We start from the raw sequence: 16,751 nt of genomic DNA, 5'->3' as shown, positions 1-16,751 counted from the left end.
TTATTGCGTGGGCTGAGAGTCCACGGCCACGATCTGCTTGTCCGGCTTGGAGCCGTCAGCAGGGAATGCCTTGGCGATTGCCTTGGAGAAGTACTCCGCGCGCTTCTCGTTGCCACCGGTGTTGTAGTGGACGTCATCGCCCTCCAAGAACCACTCGGCCCGGGCATCGGCAGCCCAGTCATAGACCACCAAGTTCGGGTAACGGTCACGCGCTTTGAGCAGGGCCTCGTTGAAAGGCGCCATGTTGGCGTTGGCGTAAGCACCGGAATCCAGGTTGGTCTTGGCAGTCGGCCACATTACGGGGGCTTTGCCAAGCACCTGCATGATTTGGTCCACGCGCCAGTCTTCCTCGCCGGAACCGCCCACGGCGCGGTTTGCGGCGTCGTTCACACCAGCGCCGATGACCCAGCAATCGTCCTCGCCGTAGCCCTGCTGCAACAGCTGATTAACGGAATCGAGGATGGTTGGATCCCCCTCGAGGGCCTCAACGGTGGAGCGGGCGCCGGTGACGTCTGCGACGACTTCTTGAGCGCCGACGTTCTTGTAGGTCACCTGGGCATTGAGTGAAGGATCGGAGACGTAGTCATCGGAGAACATGCCGATGGAGGTGGAGTCACCGACGTGGATGATGGTGGTGCAGCGCGTCTTGCCCTTCTGGTTCGGATCTGGGGCAGCGGAACTTGGGGCCGCGCTAGAAGGCGCATTAGGTGCTGGTGCCGCAGCCGCGGTGTCCTTCTTGGGTCCGCCTCCACCGACCTTCAAGCCCATCTGCTGGGAGCCCGGGGTTTCTTCCTGGCCCAGTGCATCGTTCCATGCGGCCGGAATGCCCATGGCAACCACGGCCGCCATAAGCGTGGCTGGAACGGTAAGGCCAAGGCGCGGCATGCCGATGCTCTTGCGCTTCGCCCACCAATTCTTCACCGGCTCGACGACGCCGTTGCGGCGGATCGGGTCCTCAACTAGCGCCCAAGAAATGGCCGCGAGGAGGATGGAGATCACGGTGACCAAGATGGGGTGCGCTACGGACCAATCTGGAATGAACACGATGGCAGGCAGGTGCCAGAGGTAGATACCGTAGGAACGCTCACCGATCCAGCGCAGTGGTGCCAGCGCGAAGAAGCGGGAGAGAAGGCTGCGCTGATCCAAGGCCGCGGCGATGACCGCGACGGTGGCGATGGAAAGAGCGATAAGGCCCCAGTTGTATAGGTGCGGCGAATAGTCCGGCAGCAACCAGAAGAGCAGGCCAATACCAACCAGACCGAGAATGGAAGCCGGGATGGTAAGTGCCCGCGGCGGGATACGGTAGCCACGCTGCTTGGTCAGTGCGATAGCGAGGGCAGCGCCAAGCAGAATCCCGCCGGCACGGGTATCGGTGCCCTCGTAGACGCGGGTGGCATCGGCGCCGGTGTTGAACAGGAAGGCCATCCACCCGAAGGACAGTGCGGCAAGCACCAGCGTGGAAATAAGAAGCGGCTTGCGCTTGCCACGGGTGAGTTTGAGCAGCACAAACAACACGAGCGGCCAGAATAGGTAGAACTGCTCTTCCACCGACAGCGACCACATGTGGTCCAGCGGTGCGTGGCCGGCAAAGCGGTCAAAGTAGGACTGGCCCTCCAAGATGACATGCCAGTTGTTGACGTAGAACAGCGCGCTGAGCGCATGGCCGCTGGTCTCGCCGAGCTTGGGGAGATCGAAGAAGATCGTCAGCAATACTACGGCGACCAGCATGAGCACGACTGCCGGCACGAGGCGACGGAAGCGGCGCAGCCAGAAGGTAGGCAGGCCAAGGCCCTTGCCGCGCAGGTGGCTGCGCATAAGGTTGGCAGTAATGAGGTAGCCAGAGAGCGTAAAGAACATACCGACGCCCAAGTAGCCGCCGGGCAGCCAGGCCGGGTCTAGGTGATACGCCACGACGCTGAGCACAGCGATGGTACGCAGGCCGTCGATTGCGGGCACGTAAGAGGTATGTGAATCAACCGGTCTTGGCATCCGGAATTCTCCTATAGGGAAACATCAATCAAGGGGGCGGAAACGGACATCTCTCGCGCTGCTTTAAAAATGAAGGCCAGTCACAGCGCAAAGCTCCACTTACTCTAAACCCTTGTCTCGACATGTTTGGCTCTTGGGGGAGAATATTCCCCACGGTGTGGGGGTTGCGGGGGTGAGTAAAAGTTTTATGTAGTTCTTTAGGCCTCGTATATACGGTGAGTGACATATTTAACAAAGTGGTTTAAAGGTGGTCTATAGATCGCGGTGTTGAAAGGCTGTGCCTTTTGCGTGCTAAGGCGAGTCTCGAAAGCGTAAGTGATAGTGCGGGTTCCGTTTAGGCCGAGAAGCTCGGGAAATAACTCCGATGTCCCAAGTTTGCTCAAGCCCTCGTCCGGGGAAGGAAAGCTGTATAAAACCGTCGGCCCGCAGCTTGAAATGAATAGTTTCTAAAATGAACTACTTTCGTTCGTTGAACAATAAAGGTGCTGGTTAACGCCATGTCCGAAAGCTTAAGTAGTGTGTTCAGCGTGCGTTATGCTTGGCAAATTTTTCTAAGAGATATTGCCCGTCTTGGGCGCACCAAGAAGTCGTGGATCATTCTCATCGGTTTGGTCATTACGCCCGCGCTTTATTCGTGGGTCAATATCGCGGCCTTCTGGGACCCATATGGAGCAACCGAAAATATTAAGGTCGCCGTTGTCAATGAGGACAAGGGCGGATCTTCTGATGTCACCGGTCATATCGACGTCGGCAAGCAAGTCACGGAGCAGCTGCATGACAATCACCAGCTGGGCTGGCAATTCCTTGACGCTGAAGAAGCCGAGCGCTCCTTGGAGCGCGGGGAGACCTTCGCCACGGTGACCATCCCGGAGAATTTCAGCTCGGATCTTCTAGGCGCGCTGCATGGCCAATATGCGCAGCCAACGTTGGAGTACCGCGTCAATGAGAAGGCCAGCGCAATCGCGCCCAAGATCACCGACAGTGCCGCATCTAGCTTGGACGAGCAGATCACCTCTGCATTCAAGCAGCAGGTGGCGGAGGCAGCGGCCTCCTCGGTGCGCGATGAGGGCAATAAGTTCGAAGACCGGCTGCAGCGCTCTCGCCAGAGTTCGGAGGGTGCCTTCGACAAGGCGGCTAATAACATCGAGTCCGCGCGTGCGGATTTGCGTGAGGTTGGCGATAAGCTTGGCAACTCGCAGGTCAAGATGCAAAATGCCAAGCAGACGGTGCGCGATGTTGAGCAGGCTATGACGGATGCACAAGCCGCACTTGGCGACGTCCAGGATGTCATCGCCAGCGCACAAGGCGACGTCACCGGCTATACCGATTCCCTGACCTCGGCTTTCGTCGAGGGCTCAACCGGCGTCGCGCAAGGCACCGCGCGGGCCCAGGAATCCGTCGCGGATATTACTGCGCAGCTCGACCAAGCAAACTCCCGTTTTAACTCCGCGACCCAGCAAACCAACGATGCTATTGCCGCCGGGGATGAATCCATCCGGCAGCTGCGCGATGTCGTTAATTCGCCCGCCGTAGCTCCGGGTGTGGCGGGCCCGCTCAATGATGCAATTGCCACTTTGGAGGAGGGCAACGCTGCGAATAAGCAGCTGCTGGGTAATCTCCAGGCACTCAGCAATGACAGCAATGAGACCGCCAAGTCCGTGAAGTCCACGGCGGATGCGGTCAATCAGGCGGCGCAGGATACGAAGAAGACCTCCCAGGTTCTCTCGGACACAGTCGATAAGTCTGTGCCGGAGATTAATCGCGCGATGAGCAACCTAAGCTCCAAGGTCGGTGCGTTCTCGGCTTCGCTGGACACCCAAAAGGCGACGATGGAGGAAGCACAGAACTTGCTGGACGGCGTCGGCAAGCAGCTCGGCGCAACCCAGGACGCACTTGGTTCCTTCGATTCAGATCTTGCCTCCCTGGAAGATGGTGTGGAGGGCGCGCGTGACGACGTCCGCGCCATCACCGCTCACTCGCGGACCAAGGAACTGCAGACCATCACCGGCCTGAACTCCGATGAGATTGGTTCCTTCTTCGCTGATCCCGTTGAGGTGAAGAGCGCGCCAGTCTATCCGGTGGGCTCCTACGGTTCCGCGATGGCCTCGCTGTTTACGAACCTCTCGCTGTGGATCGGTGCCTTCGTGCTCGTGGTCATCTTCCGCGTGGAGGTGGATCTCGAAGGCTTTAAGCGGCTCACGGTGGGCCAGGCTTATCTGGGCCGTTTCCTGCTCATGGCCGTGATGGCGATGGTGCAGGCCGTAATTGTCACCGTGGGTGACTTGGCCGTGGGCGTACAGACGGTAAATCCAGTCGCATTCGTTGCCACCGGCACGCTCATCGCGCTGGCTTATCTCAGCATCATCTACGCGCTGTCGACGGCCCTTGGTCACGTGGGCCGTGGCCTTGCAGTGGTGCTGGTCATCGTACAGATTCCGGGTGCCTCCGGCCTGTACCCGATTGAGCTGATGCCGAACTTCTTCCGTTCCATCTACCCGCTTCTGCCATTCTCATATGGCATCGACGCCATGCGCGAGACCATCGGCGGCTTCTATGGTCTGCACTATCTCAAGTTCATGTCCGTGCTGGCCTTGATGTTCGTAGTGGCTTTCGCCTTGGGCTTGTTGGGGCGTCGCAGCTTCGCGCACTTTAACTTGCTCTTTAACCGCGAGCTGGCCAAGACCGATCTCATCGCGGCAGAAAACGTCCAGATCGTCGGCGATGGTTACCGCTTCGCCGATGTCCTGAAGGCACTGCAAGGCCGTGAGGAATTCGCAGCTGATTTGGAAAAACGCAAGCACGATTACAGGCACTGGATCCGCGTGGCTGCAGTACTTGGCGTTGTGGGCATGGTGGTGCTCGGCATCGTGGCTGCGCTTGTGCCTTCGCAGAAACCATTGTTGTTGGGCATTTGGACGCTGTGGTGCCTGCTTATCTTGGGCATCGTGGTCACCCTCGAGTACCTGCGCAAGAGCCTCGCGCAGTCCACCGAGTTGGTGGACTTCAACGAGGAAGAGCTCCGGCACTCCGTTGCCGCCCGCGGTGAAGGTGTGCATTCGGCTTCGGCTGAGGAGGCGCAGTACCAAGACGGCGTCTTGCACAATGAAGGCACTCTCGACGAAAAAGGCGAGGAGAAATAATGAAAAAGATCGGTGGAATTTTCTTCGATGATCTTCGCCGTGCCACTAGCAACGTCATGGCATCAGTCATCCTCTTTGGCCTCGTCGTTATCCCTTTGCTGTTTACTTGGTTCAACGTGTTGGCCAGCTGGGATCCTTTCTCCAACACGGGCCAGCTGAAGGTAGCCGTGGCCAGTGAGGATACCGGCTATAAAAGCGACATCTTCCCGGTTCCGGTCAACGTAGGCGAGAAGGTGCTCTCGGAGCTGCGTGCAAATGACAAGTTGGATTGGGTCATCACCGACGCTGAAGACGCCATCGACGGCACGAAATCTGGCGAGTACTACGCCTCCATCGTGCTGCCGGAGCACTTCAGCTCGGACATGATGACCTTTTATGCGGAAGGCTCCAAGCCGACCGAAATCTCGCTGTACACCAACGAGAAGAAGAACGCGCTGGCGCCGAAAATTACGAATAAGGGCGCAGAGGGCGTTTCCTCCCAGATCGCGGAGTCCTTCACACACACGCTTGGCGACGTCTCCCTAGGCCTGATTTCCTCCCTCGACGAATACCTCAACGAGTCCGACGCAAAGGCAACGTTGAAGCGCATTGAAGATCGTGCCGATGGCATCGAAGCACAGCTGCACACCGGCGCGCGTACGGCCCGTTCGATGGGCAGCCTGGTGGATTCTTCGGTGCCGCTCGTAGAAAGCGCACAGCGCATCGCCAATGCGCCGCGGCCTTCGCTGTCGGGCCCAACTGGAGATCTGAACCTGTCCACGGAGTCCCTCGACGCGGCGCTTTCGCAGACCGCCGATAGCTACGATGTAGTACGCCAGCGCATCGACGAACTATACGATTCAGCAGATACCTCGCGCGCCTCGATGCAGGCCACCTTGAATACGCTGGCAGGCCAGGTGCAAGGCCAGATTGATGCCTACAAAGGCCTGCGGGATCGCGTAAATAGCGATGTGAAGCCAGTGCTGCCGGCTGAGGCCGCGCAGCTGACCAGCAACCTCGACGAGGCCATTGCGGCACAGGAGGCCGTACACTCCCGCTTGGTGGCCGCAGCGAATGCGCCGGGTGCGCAGAAGCCGGACTTTTCTTCCATCGACCGCGCCCAGCAAGCGATCGAGTCTAGCCGCGACTCGCAGCTGCGCACCTCTGTGGGCAAGCTCCAAGACTCCCTGCAGCGCATCGGCAGTGACATCGACTCGCAGGGCTCCAGTATCAGCTTGGACACCGAGTCTCTGACTGGCGCCCGGGATGCACTGAGCACCCTTGCTCAGGAGCTGGACTCGGATGCGGACCGCTTCGGCGAGCTAAAAGATGAGCTCGACCGCGCACGCGATACCGGCGATCTCTCGCGCCTAGCCAAGGTGGTGGGCAATAACCCGGATGCCCTGGCAAGCTTTATCGCCTCGCCGGTTTCAGTGGACCGCCAACCGGTCTATCCGGTGGCGTCCTTTGGCGCGGGCATGGCGCCGCTGTATACCACCCTGGCGCTGTGGGTAGGTAGCCTTCTTACGGCCGTCACGTTGCGTACTGACGTCAGCAACCGCGACTCTTATACCGTGGTGCAGCGCTTCTTTGGCCGCTTCGGCATCTTCGCGCTGATTGGCTTCTTCCAGTCCACGCTGCTTTCGCTTGGCCTTATCTTCTTCGTGCAGCTAGAACCGGCACATCCGGTGCTGCTGTGGTTGGCGGCCTGGGTCTCTTCGACCGTATTCATGATGATCATCTATACGCTCGTGGTCTCCTTCGCCAACGCGGGTAAGGCTTTGGGCGTGCTTTTGTTGGTCATTCAGGTCTCCAGTGCCGGCGGCGCGTATCCGCTGCAGCTTTTGCCGGAGTGGTTCCAGAACATCAGCCCGTGGTTGCCGGCGACGTACACGATTCGCGCCTTCCGCGCGGCAATCGGCGGCGTCTATCACGCTGATTACTGGCTCTCGCTGCTGGTGCTGCTGGTCTTCCTGCTGCCGATGTTCTTCCTCGGCCTCGTCTTGCACAAGCCGCTGCATGCCTATACCTCGAAGCTGGATGCGGCCCTTGCGGAGACCAAGCTGATGTAGCCCCGCACTAGAATTGCCGGCATGGCATTTACACCCCGCTCAGTTACTTATCGTTACGTCGACTCGCCTGTGGGCGAACTCCTCGTGGCGGCGACTGAGCGGGGTGTGGTCTATCTGGCCTTCGCGTGCGAAGAGTCCGCGGAAGTCTTGGCGCTCCTTAACAACAAGATCGGTCCGGCAACCATGGGCGCAAGTCCGGTGCTGACACTTGCAGCGGTACAGCTAGACGAGTACTTCGCAGGCGCGCGCCGCACTTTCAGCGTGCCCATTGATGAGGCCCTCACCTCGGGCTTTCGCCAGCGCGTCCAAAGGCTACTGACGGACATTCCGTACGGCGCGACCACCACCTACGCCCAGCTTGCCGACGCCGCCGCAAACCCCAAGGCCGTCCGCGCCGTGGGTAGCGCCTGCGCGCGTAACCCCGTGCCGATTATCGTGCCGTGCCACCGCGTATTGCGCAGCGACGGCAGCCTCGGCGGCTACCGCGGCGGCGTGGCTGCAAAGGAGCTGCTGCTGCGCCTAGAAAGTGGCGCTCGAACGCCCTAGTCCTTGTCCCCCTAGCTCCGCCTTTGCTCTGCCAACCCAGCCGGACTCAAGAAAACGCAAATGGTCCCAACTCCGAAGAGCTGGGACCCGTGGCGGAGGATAGGGGATTTGAACCCCTGAGGGATGTGACTCCCGCACGCGTTCCAGGCGTGTGACATAGGCCGCTAGTCGAATCCTCCGTTGGAAAACATTATCAGCCTTGTTTAGAGCGGCAAAATCCGCAGGTCAATAGCGGAAAGGTGGCCCGCAAATCGCGCAGGTCGTCCGCGAGCCACGCGGGCCGAGCGCAAACTATTCGGGCCGAGCATGAATCGCGCGGCCTGAGTGCAATCCGTGCGGGCGCCGCCTCCAAATGGTGAGGTCACGTCCAAATGGTGAGGTCGACCCTTTGCGGATGGTGGTGCTGTTAACTGGTGGGGTTGCTGAATGGTGAACTCACCATCTGCACCTCACCATTTGGCCCTTTCGTGCCGCCGCGGAGTACTGATCTCCGTTTGAATGGCAGGCCGCGTTCCTAAATGGTCAAGCCTTGTCGCAATTGCTGATATGGAAGTGGATCAGTGGCGCAGGCGGTGCGTGGATTTAGCATCCTCGTTTTGCCGTCTGGGTATTTGCGGTGCTTTGGGGATGTCGGGCGAAAGAAGCCGGGGGAGGGTGTCGGGCAATGGTGCCGGACCCAAGAAAACGTAAATGGTCCCAACTCTGAAGAGCTGGGACCTGTGGCGGAGGATAGGGGATTTGAACCCCTGAGGGATGTGACTCCCGCACGCGTTCCAGGCGTGTGACATAGGCCGCTAGTCGAATCCTCCGTTGGAAGACTCTACACGAGCAGGCCCAAAGGAAAAATTCGTACTGCGCACTCCGGGTAGGCCGACCTGCGTCCGGCGCTAGTGGAGTAGCCGTAACAGCGGCCGCAGCGATGGGAAGGAGCGGGGCCGCGGCGATTGGGGGCAATAACGGTTTGCCGCAGGGGTAGCAGGCGCGCTAGGCTTATCGGCAGGATTCCGCGTGGCGTCCATCCTCTGAACTCCCCCAGGGCAGGAATGCAGCAAGGGTCAGGAGGCTCTGACGGGTGCGCGGGGTCCCTTTTAAGTTTTCTGGGTGATAAACATTACAAAAGCTGCACGCAAGCGTTAGTATTGGTTGCCATATATTCGCAACTACCCGCAACTAACCCGGAAGGTGGACAGGAATGTCCCTGCTCAATCTCGAAAAGTCTGAGCTCGACGAACTCGCAGCGAAGGTTCGTGAGGACTACGAGGAGCTGAAGGCTAAGGGCCTGAAGCTGGATCTGACCCGCGGCAAGCCCGCAAAGGCGCAATTGAGCCTGTCCAACGATCTGCTCGAGCTGCCAGGCGCGGGCAACTATTCCGACGCCGCAGGCAACGACCTTCGCAACTACGGCAACCTTGAGGGCATCAAGGAACTGCGTGAGCTGTGGGGCAAGCTGACCAACATCGACCCAGAGCTGCTGTTGGCTGGAGATTCCTCCTCCTTGAACATCATGTTCGACCTCATCTCTTGGGCTTATGCTTTCGGCACCAACGATTCCGAGCGTCCGTGGTCCCAGGAAGAAACCGTCAAGTGGATCTGCCCGGTCCCGGGTTATGACCGCCACTTCGCTATCACGGAGCACTTCGGCTTCGAGCTGGTTTCGGTCCCTATGCTTTCCGACGGCCCCGATCTCGGCGCCGTCAAGGAATTGGTCAAGGACCCGCAGGTCAAGGGCATGTGGACCGTTCCGATGTTCGGTAACCCAACTGGCGTGACCATCTCCGAGGAGATCGCCAAGGAGTTGGCCTCCATGGAAGCCGCAGCGCCAGACTTCCGCATCATCTGGGACAACGCTTACGCGGTCCATACTCTCACCGATGAGTTCCCGGAGATCCTGCCGATTCTCGACATTGCAGCTAAGGCCGGCAACCCGAACCGTTTCTGGGCTATGTCTTCTACCTCCAAGATCACCTTCGCCGGAGCTGGCGTTGCGTTCTTCGCCTCCTCCCGCGAGAACTTGGATTGGTACCTCTCCCACGCGAAGATTCGCGGCATTGGGCCGAACAAGATAAACCAGCTTGCTCACTACCAATTCTTCGGTTCCGCCGAAGGCGTGCGTGCGGTCATGCGCCGCCACGCGGCGCTGTTGGCTCCGAAGTTCAACGCTGTCCTGCGCATCCTTCAGTCCCGCCTGGGCGAGTACGAGGTCGCGCAGTGGACCGAGCCGAAGGGCGGTTACTTCATCTCCCTCGACGTCATCGATGGCACTGCCACCCGCGTCTGGGAGCTGGCGAAGGACGCCGGCATCGTGCTGACCAAGGCTGGCTCTGCCTTCCCGCACGGCGAGGACCCGAATGACCGCAACATCCGCTTGGCACCTTCACTGCCACCGCAGGAAGAGGTCGAGGCTGCAATGGACGGCGTCGCAACCTGCGTGCTGCTCGCCGCTTTGGAGAAGTTGGGGGCTTAAGCCATCAATTCCGACGAGACTTCGTACTGGTTAAGCCAGGTCATTCCCGTTCCGCTGGAGTTTAAAAACGTGGAAGGCCGCCGGCTTGGTTTAGCCGCGCTTGACGACGCCCAGTCCCTCGCCGTTACCACCACCTTCGGCGAGGTAGACACGGGGCTCAAGCATGCGGAGCAGGGCGTTGATGTGCGCTGCGAGCTGCTGACCGTAGCGCGCGCGACGCAGCCGGAGGTAGCTGCTGCGGTTACTGCGGCTGCAGAAAAGCTGATCAAGGCCCGAGGCATGCTGCCGGCCCAGCCGGGCATCATGCTGCCGGAGATACTTTCGGAAGATTCGCTCAACGTGCACCATGGTCTGCTGATCGCGCCTTATTTGTGGGGCGGTAGCACCCCTCAGCTGCCGGAGGACGGCCGGCTGACTTTGGTCTGTCAGCTGCTGATGCTTACCGATTCAGAATATGCCTATGCGGTGGAAGAGGGCGTCGCCAAGCTGCAGGAAGCAGTAGCTGAACAGGGCGTCGATATCCTCGATTGGAAGCGCGCCGGCTAGCTTGCTCCGCCCGCTGCGGGGGAGAGTGTCGGGCACAGAATGTAGACTGACTAACCGTGGCTCTATACCGGAAATATCGTCCAGCAACGTTCGCGGAAGTGGTCGGCCAAGAGCAGGTCACCAAGCCTTTATCCGCTGCCCTCGACGCAGGGCGTATCAATCATGCCTACCTGTTTTCCGGTCCGCGCGGCTGCGGCAAGACCTCTTCAGCGCGCATTATGGCCCGCTCGCTCAACTGTGAGCAGGGGCCTACGTCTACCCCGTGTGGCGTGTGCGAGTCTTGTGTTTCGCTGGCACCAGGTGGCCCGGGCAATCTGGATGTAACTGAGCTTGACGCGGCTTCCCACAACGGTGTGGAGGACATGCGTGAGCTGCGTGACCGCGCGTACTATGCACCTGCTGAGTCGCGCTATCGCATCTTCATTATCGACGAGGCACATATGATTTCCGCCTCGGGCGCCAACGCGCTTCTGAAGGTGGTGGAGGAACCACCGGAGCACGTGATCTTCATTTTTGCCACCACCGAGCCGGAAAAGATCATCGGCACCATTCGTTCGCGTACCCACCATTACCCGTTCCGCCTGCTGACCCCGCCGGCCATGAAGGGCCTGTTGGAGCGCACTGTGGCTTCGGAGGGCGTGCACGTCGATGATTCCGTGTATCCCATGGTCATCCAGGCCGGTGGCGGTTCCCCGCGTGATACTTTGTCTATTCTGGATCAGCTCTTGGCTGGTGCGGGGCCTGACGGTCTGACCTATGACATTGCGCGTCCGCTGCTGGGCGTGACTGACCTAGGTCTGTTGGATAAGACCATTGAGGCGCTTGCCGAGCAAGACAAGGCAGCCTTGTTCATGATCGTCGACGACGTCATTGAAGCCGGCCACGAGCCACGTCGCTTTACCATCGACCTTTTGGATCGCCTTCGTGATCTCATGATTCTGCAAGCAGTGCCGGGTGCTTTGGAGGCCGGCTTGGTCTCGGCCCCGACCGACCGCGGCGAAATCCTTTTGGCCCAAGCCCAGCGTTTCACCGGCCCACAGTTGGCTTACCTGGCAGAGACCGTCAACAGCCGCATCTCTTCGCTGCGTGGCGCTACTTCGCCGCGCCTGCTTCTGGAGATCCTGTGTGCTCACCTCTTGGTTGGCTCTGCGCCTGCAGCAGCCGCCGCGGGCCAGACTGCTGCGCTGCCACAGGGCATGCCCGCTGGCTCACCGCAAGGCGCTTCCGATGGAACGCCTGCTGCCGGCCACGCAAATACCGCAGTTTCCAACCAACCTGCACCCGCTACTGCCCAAGCTCAAGACCCTGCAGCCGCGGCGGCTGCCATCATCGCTGCTCGCCGTAACCGTCAAGCTCAACAGCAGGCACAACAGCAACAGGCCCAGGCGCCGCAGGCTCAGCCGGAGCAATCGGCATCTGCACAGCAGCCGCAGCAGTCCGAGGAACAGCCAGCTGAGCGCGCCGAACAGGCGCCTCAGCAGCGAACCGAGACTCAACCTGTACAGGAGTCTGCTCAGGAACCAGCCAAGGAACCGGCACAGCGGTCTGCTCAGGAACCAGCGCAGGAACATGCAGTTGATGTCGCGGAGCAAGTGCGTTCGCAGTGGTCGAACCTTCGCGCGGCCGTGGGACGTCGCAACAAGGTTGCAGAGATCATGCTCGCTGAGGCGCGCGTGCTTGGCTTCCGTGATGACACATTGATTTTGGGACACACCACTGGTGCCCTTGCGGAGCGAATCAATTCGCCGTCCAACAACGATGTAATCGTGGCAGTTCTTAAGGAAGAGCTGCGCCGTGACATCAAGGTCAACTGCATTATCGGCACCAACCCGAAGGCAGCAGGCTTTAGCGAAAGCACTCCGCGGCAGCAGCCAACGTGGAACCCAAACCAGCAACAGCGCGAGTCCGCTGAGTCAGAACAGGAGTCTGAGAGGCCTAGCCCGCAGACTGAACCCGAGCAGCAATCGGAGCAGTCTGCCAGCGCATCTGCGTCTGCATCTGATGATCCGTGGGGAGCACCGCGACCTATCGGCACGCAGAACAACGAGCCTGCTCGCGAAGAGAGCCCCGGGCCAGTGACACCGGCTGCGGCATCGGCGGCTGCGGCGGCCGCCACAGCGGCGGCAAGCGCGCATCAACCTGCACCGCAAGCTACTCCGCCTGCGCAGGTGCAGGCCCCGCGTCAGCAAGCAGCGAAGCCGGCACAGCAGTCATCCCAGCAGGGTGGTGACTGGCGTTCGCGAATTGCGCAGGCTTCACAGGTGGCACAGAAGCGTGACGAGGAATTCAACAAGATTCCGCAGTTCGGCAACGGTGTACCGCTGCCGCCCGAACCAGCGCCGGAAGACGATTTTGAGGCACCACCAGAGGAGTACTATCCAGCTGACCCGCAGCCCAGCCAACCGGGGCTGGGGCAGCAGAACCAGGAGATGGGGGCGTCGGCAAGCACTGCGCAACCACCGCAACAGGCCTACTCCCGCGATGAACAAGAACGCGAAATGATGGAGGAAGCCCAAAACGCCGGCGAGATGGACCACCGCAGCTCCACGGAAGTTGCGATGGAACTGCTCACCAAGGAGCTAGGTGCACGGCGCTTGTAGTTAAGCGTCTGTACACTTGACGGGTAGCGAAAATCTTAAAGAAATTTACGTTGAAAGGACTTTCCATGACTGACCCAATGTCCCAGGCAAATGACATGAACGACCTGCTCGCACAGGCTGCCCGCGTGCAGGCTGAGCTGCAGAAGGCACAGGAAGAAATCCTGGCCGCACACGTTGAAGGCACCGCAGGCAACGGCCTGGTTAAGGTTGTCATGACCGGCGGCGCAGAGCTCGTCGACCTCCAGATCGATAAGTCCGTTGTGGACCCTGAGGACGTTGACACCCTCCAGGACCTCGTCATCGGCGCTTTCAAGGAAGCACACGCTGCCGCTGGCAAGCTGGCTCAGGAAAAGATTGGCCCGCTGTCCCAGGGCATGGGCCAGTCCCAGCAGGGCTACGATGGACCTTCCTTCCAGGATGTCTTCGGCGGCAACCAGTAGTCGCGCGTTAAACTAAAAGGCCGTTATTCCCCGCAGTGGGGGAAGCGGCCTTTTTGCATTTCATAGATAGGGAGAATCGTGTTCGAAGGACCTCTGCAGGATCTCATCGACGAGTTTTCGCGCCTTCCGGGTGTCGGGCCGAAGTCGGCGCAGCGTATCGCTTTTCACGTGCTGCACATGGATCCGGAGGACGTCGACCGCCTGCAAAACGCGCTCGGCGCGGTACGTGATGGCGTGACTTTCTGCCGTATCTGTTGCAACATCTCGCGCGAAGAAGTCTGCCGAATCTGCGTGAACTCGCAGCGCGATGCATCCACTATTTGTGTTGTAGAAGAGCCTAAGGACATCCAGGTCATCGAGCGCACCGGTGAGTATGAGGGGCGCTACCACGTTCTAGGCGGCGCTTTGGACCCGCTGGCGAACGTGGGCCCGAAGGACCTCAACATCTCCGTGCTCTTGCAGCGCATCGGTGGTGTGTTGCCTGACCGCGAGCTGGCGGATTCCACCCCGGACGCGCCGTTGTATGACACGACGCCGGAGATCAAAGAGGTTATCCTCGCAACCGATCCGAATACGGAAGGCGAGGCTACCGCGGCCTACCTGGTGAGGTTGTTGCGTGACTTCCCGGATCTGAAGATCACCCGCCTCGCATCAGGCATGCCGCTGGGCGGCGACCTTGAGTTCGTGGATGAACTGACACTGTCCCGCGCGCTGTCGGGTCGTTTGACGGTGTAGCTGTCTTAGCAGCCGCCCTAATTGCCGGATTGTGGCGCCAAGTTGCGCGAAAATGGCGACGATTTGGCATTTAGGGCGGCTAAGGCAAGCCGGGCTAAGGCAAGCCGCGAGCGTCAGCTGAGCGCCCCGCAGTTGCGTGTCTAGAGCTGCGAGCGCGGCGGCTTTGATGCGTTGAGGCGCTCGGTGCGCAGCTTGTCCACGGCCGGGATGTCGAGCGGTTCTAGGTCTGTGAGCGCAACGCCCATGGCCTTGGCCAGCAGGAGGTCAGCCAGCTGCGGGTTGCGCGCCAGTGCCGGGCCGTGCATGTAGGTGGCGATGACGCTTCCCTGGACGGCGCCTTCGGCAATGCGCTGCTCGGCGGCGTCGGAAAGATCGGCGGTGGCTGCGGTATCGGCGTTGCCCTGGCCGCGAATGAGCTTGCCCAGCGGCTGTGCGGCGGGGCCCAAGATGGTGGCGCCCATGTGGTTCTCGAAGCCGGTGAGGGTTTCGGTCAGCTCCGCGGTGATACCAGCGCCGGTCGGCTGAGAGGAGACCTCGCCGATGGCACGCTCAGCCATGGAGGCCGTGGTGGCGTCGATGAGACCGACACCGTCAATAATCTGGCCAGAGGCACGGAAGGACTCGCCTAAAACCTGCAGGCCAGCACAAATTGAAAGGATCGGGCGGCCAGCCTCAGCCGCGCGGGTCAGGCCGCCGTCTTTGATGAGGTGCTCCGCCGCGAGAATCTGCGCGGTGTCCTCACCACCGCCGAGTGTGTAGACGTCGAGGGAGTCAGGGACTGCCTCGCCTAGCTTGATCGGAACGATCTCAGCCGAAAGACCGCGCATGCGGGCGCGCTGGCGCAGGACAAGGGCGTTACCGTCGTCGCCGTAGGTGCCAAGCACGTCGGGCAGAATGAGGCCGATTTGCAACTGCGTCTTAGCCATTGGCGTTCTCCTTTACTTTGCGCTCAAGCGCCTTCTTCAAATCACGGAAAGCGGTGTAGTTAGCCAGCACCTCGATGCGGCCCGGTGGGCAGGACTCGATGGCTTTGACTGGATCCGGGATGAGCTCGTGAGAGATATCGGCGTAGACCAAGCGCACAGCAAGGTCGGTGCCGCGCTCGCCGGCGGCCTTGACCGCGAGGTTTTCAAAGTCCTCGAAGCGTACGTCCCACAGCCAGGACATATCGATGCCGTCTGCCACGTGGCCGTTGGTGGCAATGACTAGGCCGTCGGCAGAGCGATCCACCATGGACAGGGCCTCCTGCCAGCCGGCTGGGTTTTTAGCCAGCAGCAGGCGAATTTCACGGTCACCCAAGGTGATGGTGGAGTAACGGCCGGCCACGTCGTTGACGGATTCGGTGGCGGCGATGGCCTTGGCCTCGTCCACGCCGAAGCCTTCCACTGCGGCGGCGATGGCCTGGGCGGCATTGCCACGGTTGGCGCGTCCAGGCAGGGAGAGGCTCAGCTCCTTGTCACCCTGCGGAGTGTGCAAACCATCTTGGTCTACGCGCCAGGTTGGGGTGGGGCGGCGGAACTCGCGGCCGTCGGGAAGCGGCTTGACCGCACGCCAATCATCCTCATCACGCACGATGTGGCCGCCGGTGCGTGGGCACGTCACGGACTCGCCGAGCCATCCAGCGCCGGCGGAGACCCAGATGACGTTCTTGGCGTCGTAGGCCACGGAAGTCATGAGGACATCGTCGCAGTTGGCGATGACCAGCATGTCTGGGTGGGCTTCGACGGCGCCGCGCAGAGCGCGCTCGATCTTATTGATCTCACCGACGCGGTCGAGCTGGTCACGGGAGAGGTTCAGCAGCACCAGCGCCTGCGGATTCAGGTTGTCTGCCACGTGCGGAACGTGCAGCTCGTCTACCTCCAACACGAGGTGGGAGGCGTCTTTGCCCGCCATGAGCGCGGAGATGATGCCAGCATCCATGTTGTCGCCGCCGTCATTGGTAGCGACTTTGTGCTCGCTGCGTACAGCGGCGGCCAGCATGCGGGTGGTGGTGGACTTGCCGTTGGTGCCGGTAACCAGCACCGCAGGGCGGCCACCGCCGAGGTTAGCCATGATCTGTGGATCAATCGCGCCAGCGATAAGGCCACCGATCATTCCGCCGGCGCCTCGTCCGGTTGCGCGGGAGGCGGTGGTGGCCAGCTTGGCAGCGGTCGTGGCGGCGTTGGTACGCAATGAACGCAACGTGCCGGAAAGGTTAAAACTCATGCCCCTAGGGTAGTCGCGTCAGCCCGCGGGGCGGG

The 16,751-nt window shown here is 60.7% G+C and carries 11 protein-coding genes, 2 tRNA genes and 1 other RNA gene; 9 read left to right on the top strand and 5 right to left on the bottom strand.

Features of this window, described 5'->3' with window-relative positions:
- Complete coding sequence (locus HMPREF2888_RS03945; RefSeq protein WP_070518299.1) at positions 1-1,989, bottom strand: acyltransferase family protein; 1,989 nt, start codon at positions 1,987-1,989, stop codon at positions 1-3.
- 527 nt (positions 1,990-2,516) lie between these two features.
- Between HMPREF2888_RS03945 and HMPREF2888_RS03940 the strand changes: the two genes are divergently transcribed.
- Genes HMPREF2888_RS03940 through HMPREF2888_RS03930 form a run of 3 tightly spaced genes read left to right on the top strand, consistent with a single transcriptional unit; the run spans position 2,517 to position 7,726 of the window.
- Positions 2,517-5,129 (top strand): YhgE/Pip domain-containing protein, encoded by a 2,613-nt coding sequence (locus HMPREF2888_RS03940; RefSeq protein ID WP_235590981.1) that lies wholly within the window; start codon positions 2,517-2,519, stop codon positions 5,127-5,129.
- Positions 5,129-7,180, top strand: coding sequence for a YhgE/Pip domain-containing protein (locus HMPREF2888_RS03935; protein ID WP_061920094.1), 2,052 nt, complete (start codon positions 5,129-5,131; stop codon positions 7,178-7,180). The genes HMPREF2888_RS03940 and HMPREF2888_RS03935 overlap by 1 nt, the downstream gene beginning before the upstream one ends.
- A 21-nt stretch (positions 7,181-7,201) precedes the next feature.
- The gene (locus tag HMPREF2888_RS03930) at positions 7,202-7,726 is read left to right on the top strand and encodes a methylated-DNA--[protein]-cysteine S-methyltransferase (RefSeq protein ID WP_061920097.1); all 525 of its coding nucleotides are present in this window, start codon (positions 7,202-7,204) and stop codon (positions 7,724-7,726) included.
- A 90-nt stretch (positions 7,727-7,816) separates the two neighbouring features.
- Here HMPREF2888_RS03930 and HMPREF2888_RS03925 read toward each other — a convergent pair.
- A tRNA-Ser gene (locus HMPREF2888_RS03925) sits at positions 7,817-7,905 on the bottom strand.
- 541 nt (positions 7,906-8,446) lie between these two features.
- A tRNA-Ser gene (locus HMPREF2888_RS03920) sits at positions 8,447-8,535 on the bottom strand.
- Positions 8,536-8,721: 186 nt separating this feature from the next.
- Here HMPREF2888_RS03920 and ffs point away from each other — a divergent pair.
- From ffs to recR, 6 genes are all read left to right on the top strand, one after another.
- An RNA gene (gene ffs, locus HMPREF2888_RS03915) (signal recognition particle sRNA small type) lies at positions 8,722-8,818 on the top strand.
- 100 nt (positions 8,819-8,918) lie between these two features.
- Positions 8,919-10,190 carry an aspartate aminotransferase type Ic gene (locus HMPREF2888_RS03910; protein WP_061920099.1) on the top strand — a complete coding sequence of 424 codons (1,272 nt, stop codon included), beginning with the start codon at positions 8,919-8,921 and terminating at the stop codon, positions 10,188-10,190.
- 69 nt (positions 10,191-10,259) lie between these two features.
- The gene (locus tag HMPREF2888_RS03905) at positions 10,260-10,736 is read left to right on the top strand and encodes a suppressor of fused domain protein (RefSeq protein WP_061920101.1); all 477 of its coding nucleotides are present in this window, start codon (positions 10,260-10,262) and stop codon (positions 10,734-10,736) included.
- A gap of 56 nt (positions 10,737-10,792) precedes the next feature.
- Complete coding sequence (locus HMPREF2888_RS03900) at positions 10,793-13,336, top strand: DNA polymerase III subunit gamma and tau (protein ID WP_061920103.1); 2,544 nt, start codon at positions 10,793-10,795, stop codon at positions 13,334-13,336.
- A gap of 65 nt (positions 13,337-13,401) precedes the next feature.
- A complete protein-coding gene (locus HMPREF2888_RS03895; protein ID WP_061920106.1) occupies positions 13,402-13,776 on the top strand; it encodes a YbaB/EbfC family nucleoid-associated protein in 375 nt (124 codons plus the stop codon).
- 78 nt (positions 13,777-13,854) lie between these two features.
- Positions 13,855-14,511, top strand: a complete 657-nt coding sequence (recR, locus tag HMPREF2888_RS03890; protein WP_061920107.1) for a recombination mediator RecR — start codon at positions 13,855-13,857, stop codon at positions 14,509-14,511.
- Between the two features lie 140 nt (positions 14,512-14,651).
- Here recR and HMPREF2888_RS03885 read toward each other — a convergent pair whose 3' ends face one another.
- A complete protein-coding gene (locus HMPREF2888_RS03885; RefSeq protein ID WP_061920109.1) occupies positions 14,652-15,437 on the bottom strand; it encodes a type 1 glutamine amidotransferase in 786 nt (261 codons plus the stop codon).
- On the bottom strand, positions 15,430-16,716 hold the full coding sequence (locus tag HMPREF2888_RS03880) for a Mur ligase family protein (protein ID WP_061920111.1): 1,287 nt from the start codon (positions 16,714-16,716) through the stop codon (positions 15,430-15,432). The genes HMPREF2888_RS03885 and HMPREF2888_RS03880 overlap by 8 nt, the downstream gene beginning before the upstream one ends.
- Between the last annotated feature and the right edge of the window lie 35 nt (positions 16,717-16,751).

Source organism: Corynebacterium sp. HMSC077D03 (assembly GCF_001808545.1).
GTDB classification, from domain to species: domain Bacteria; phylum Actinomycetota; class Actinomycetes; order Mycobacteriales; family Mycobacteriaceae; genus Corynebacterium; species Corynebacterium simulans.
Note: the sequence above shows the minus strand (reverse complement) of the source record. Positions and strands in the feature narration are given on the sequence as shown.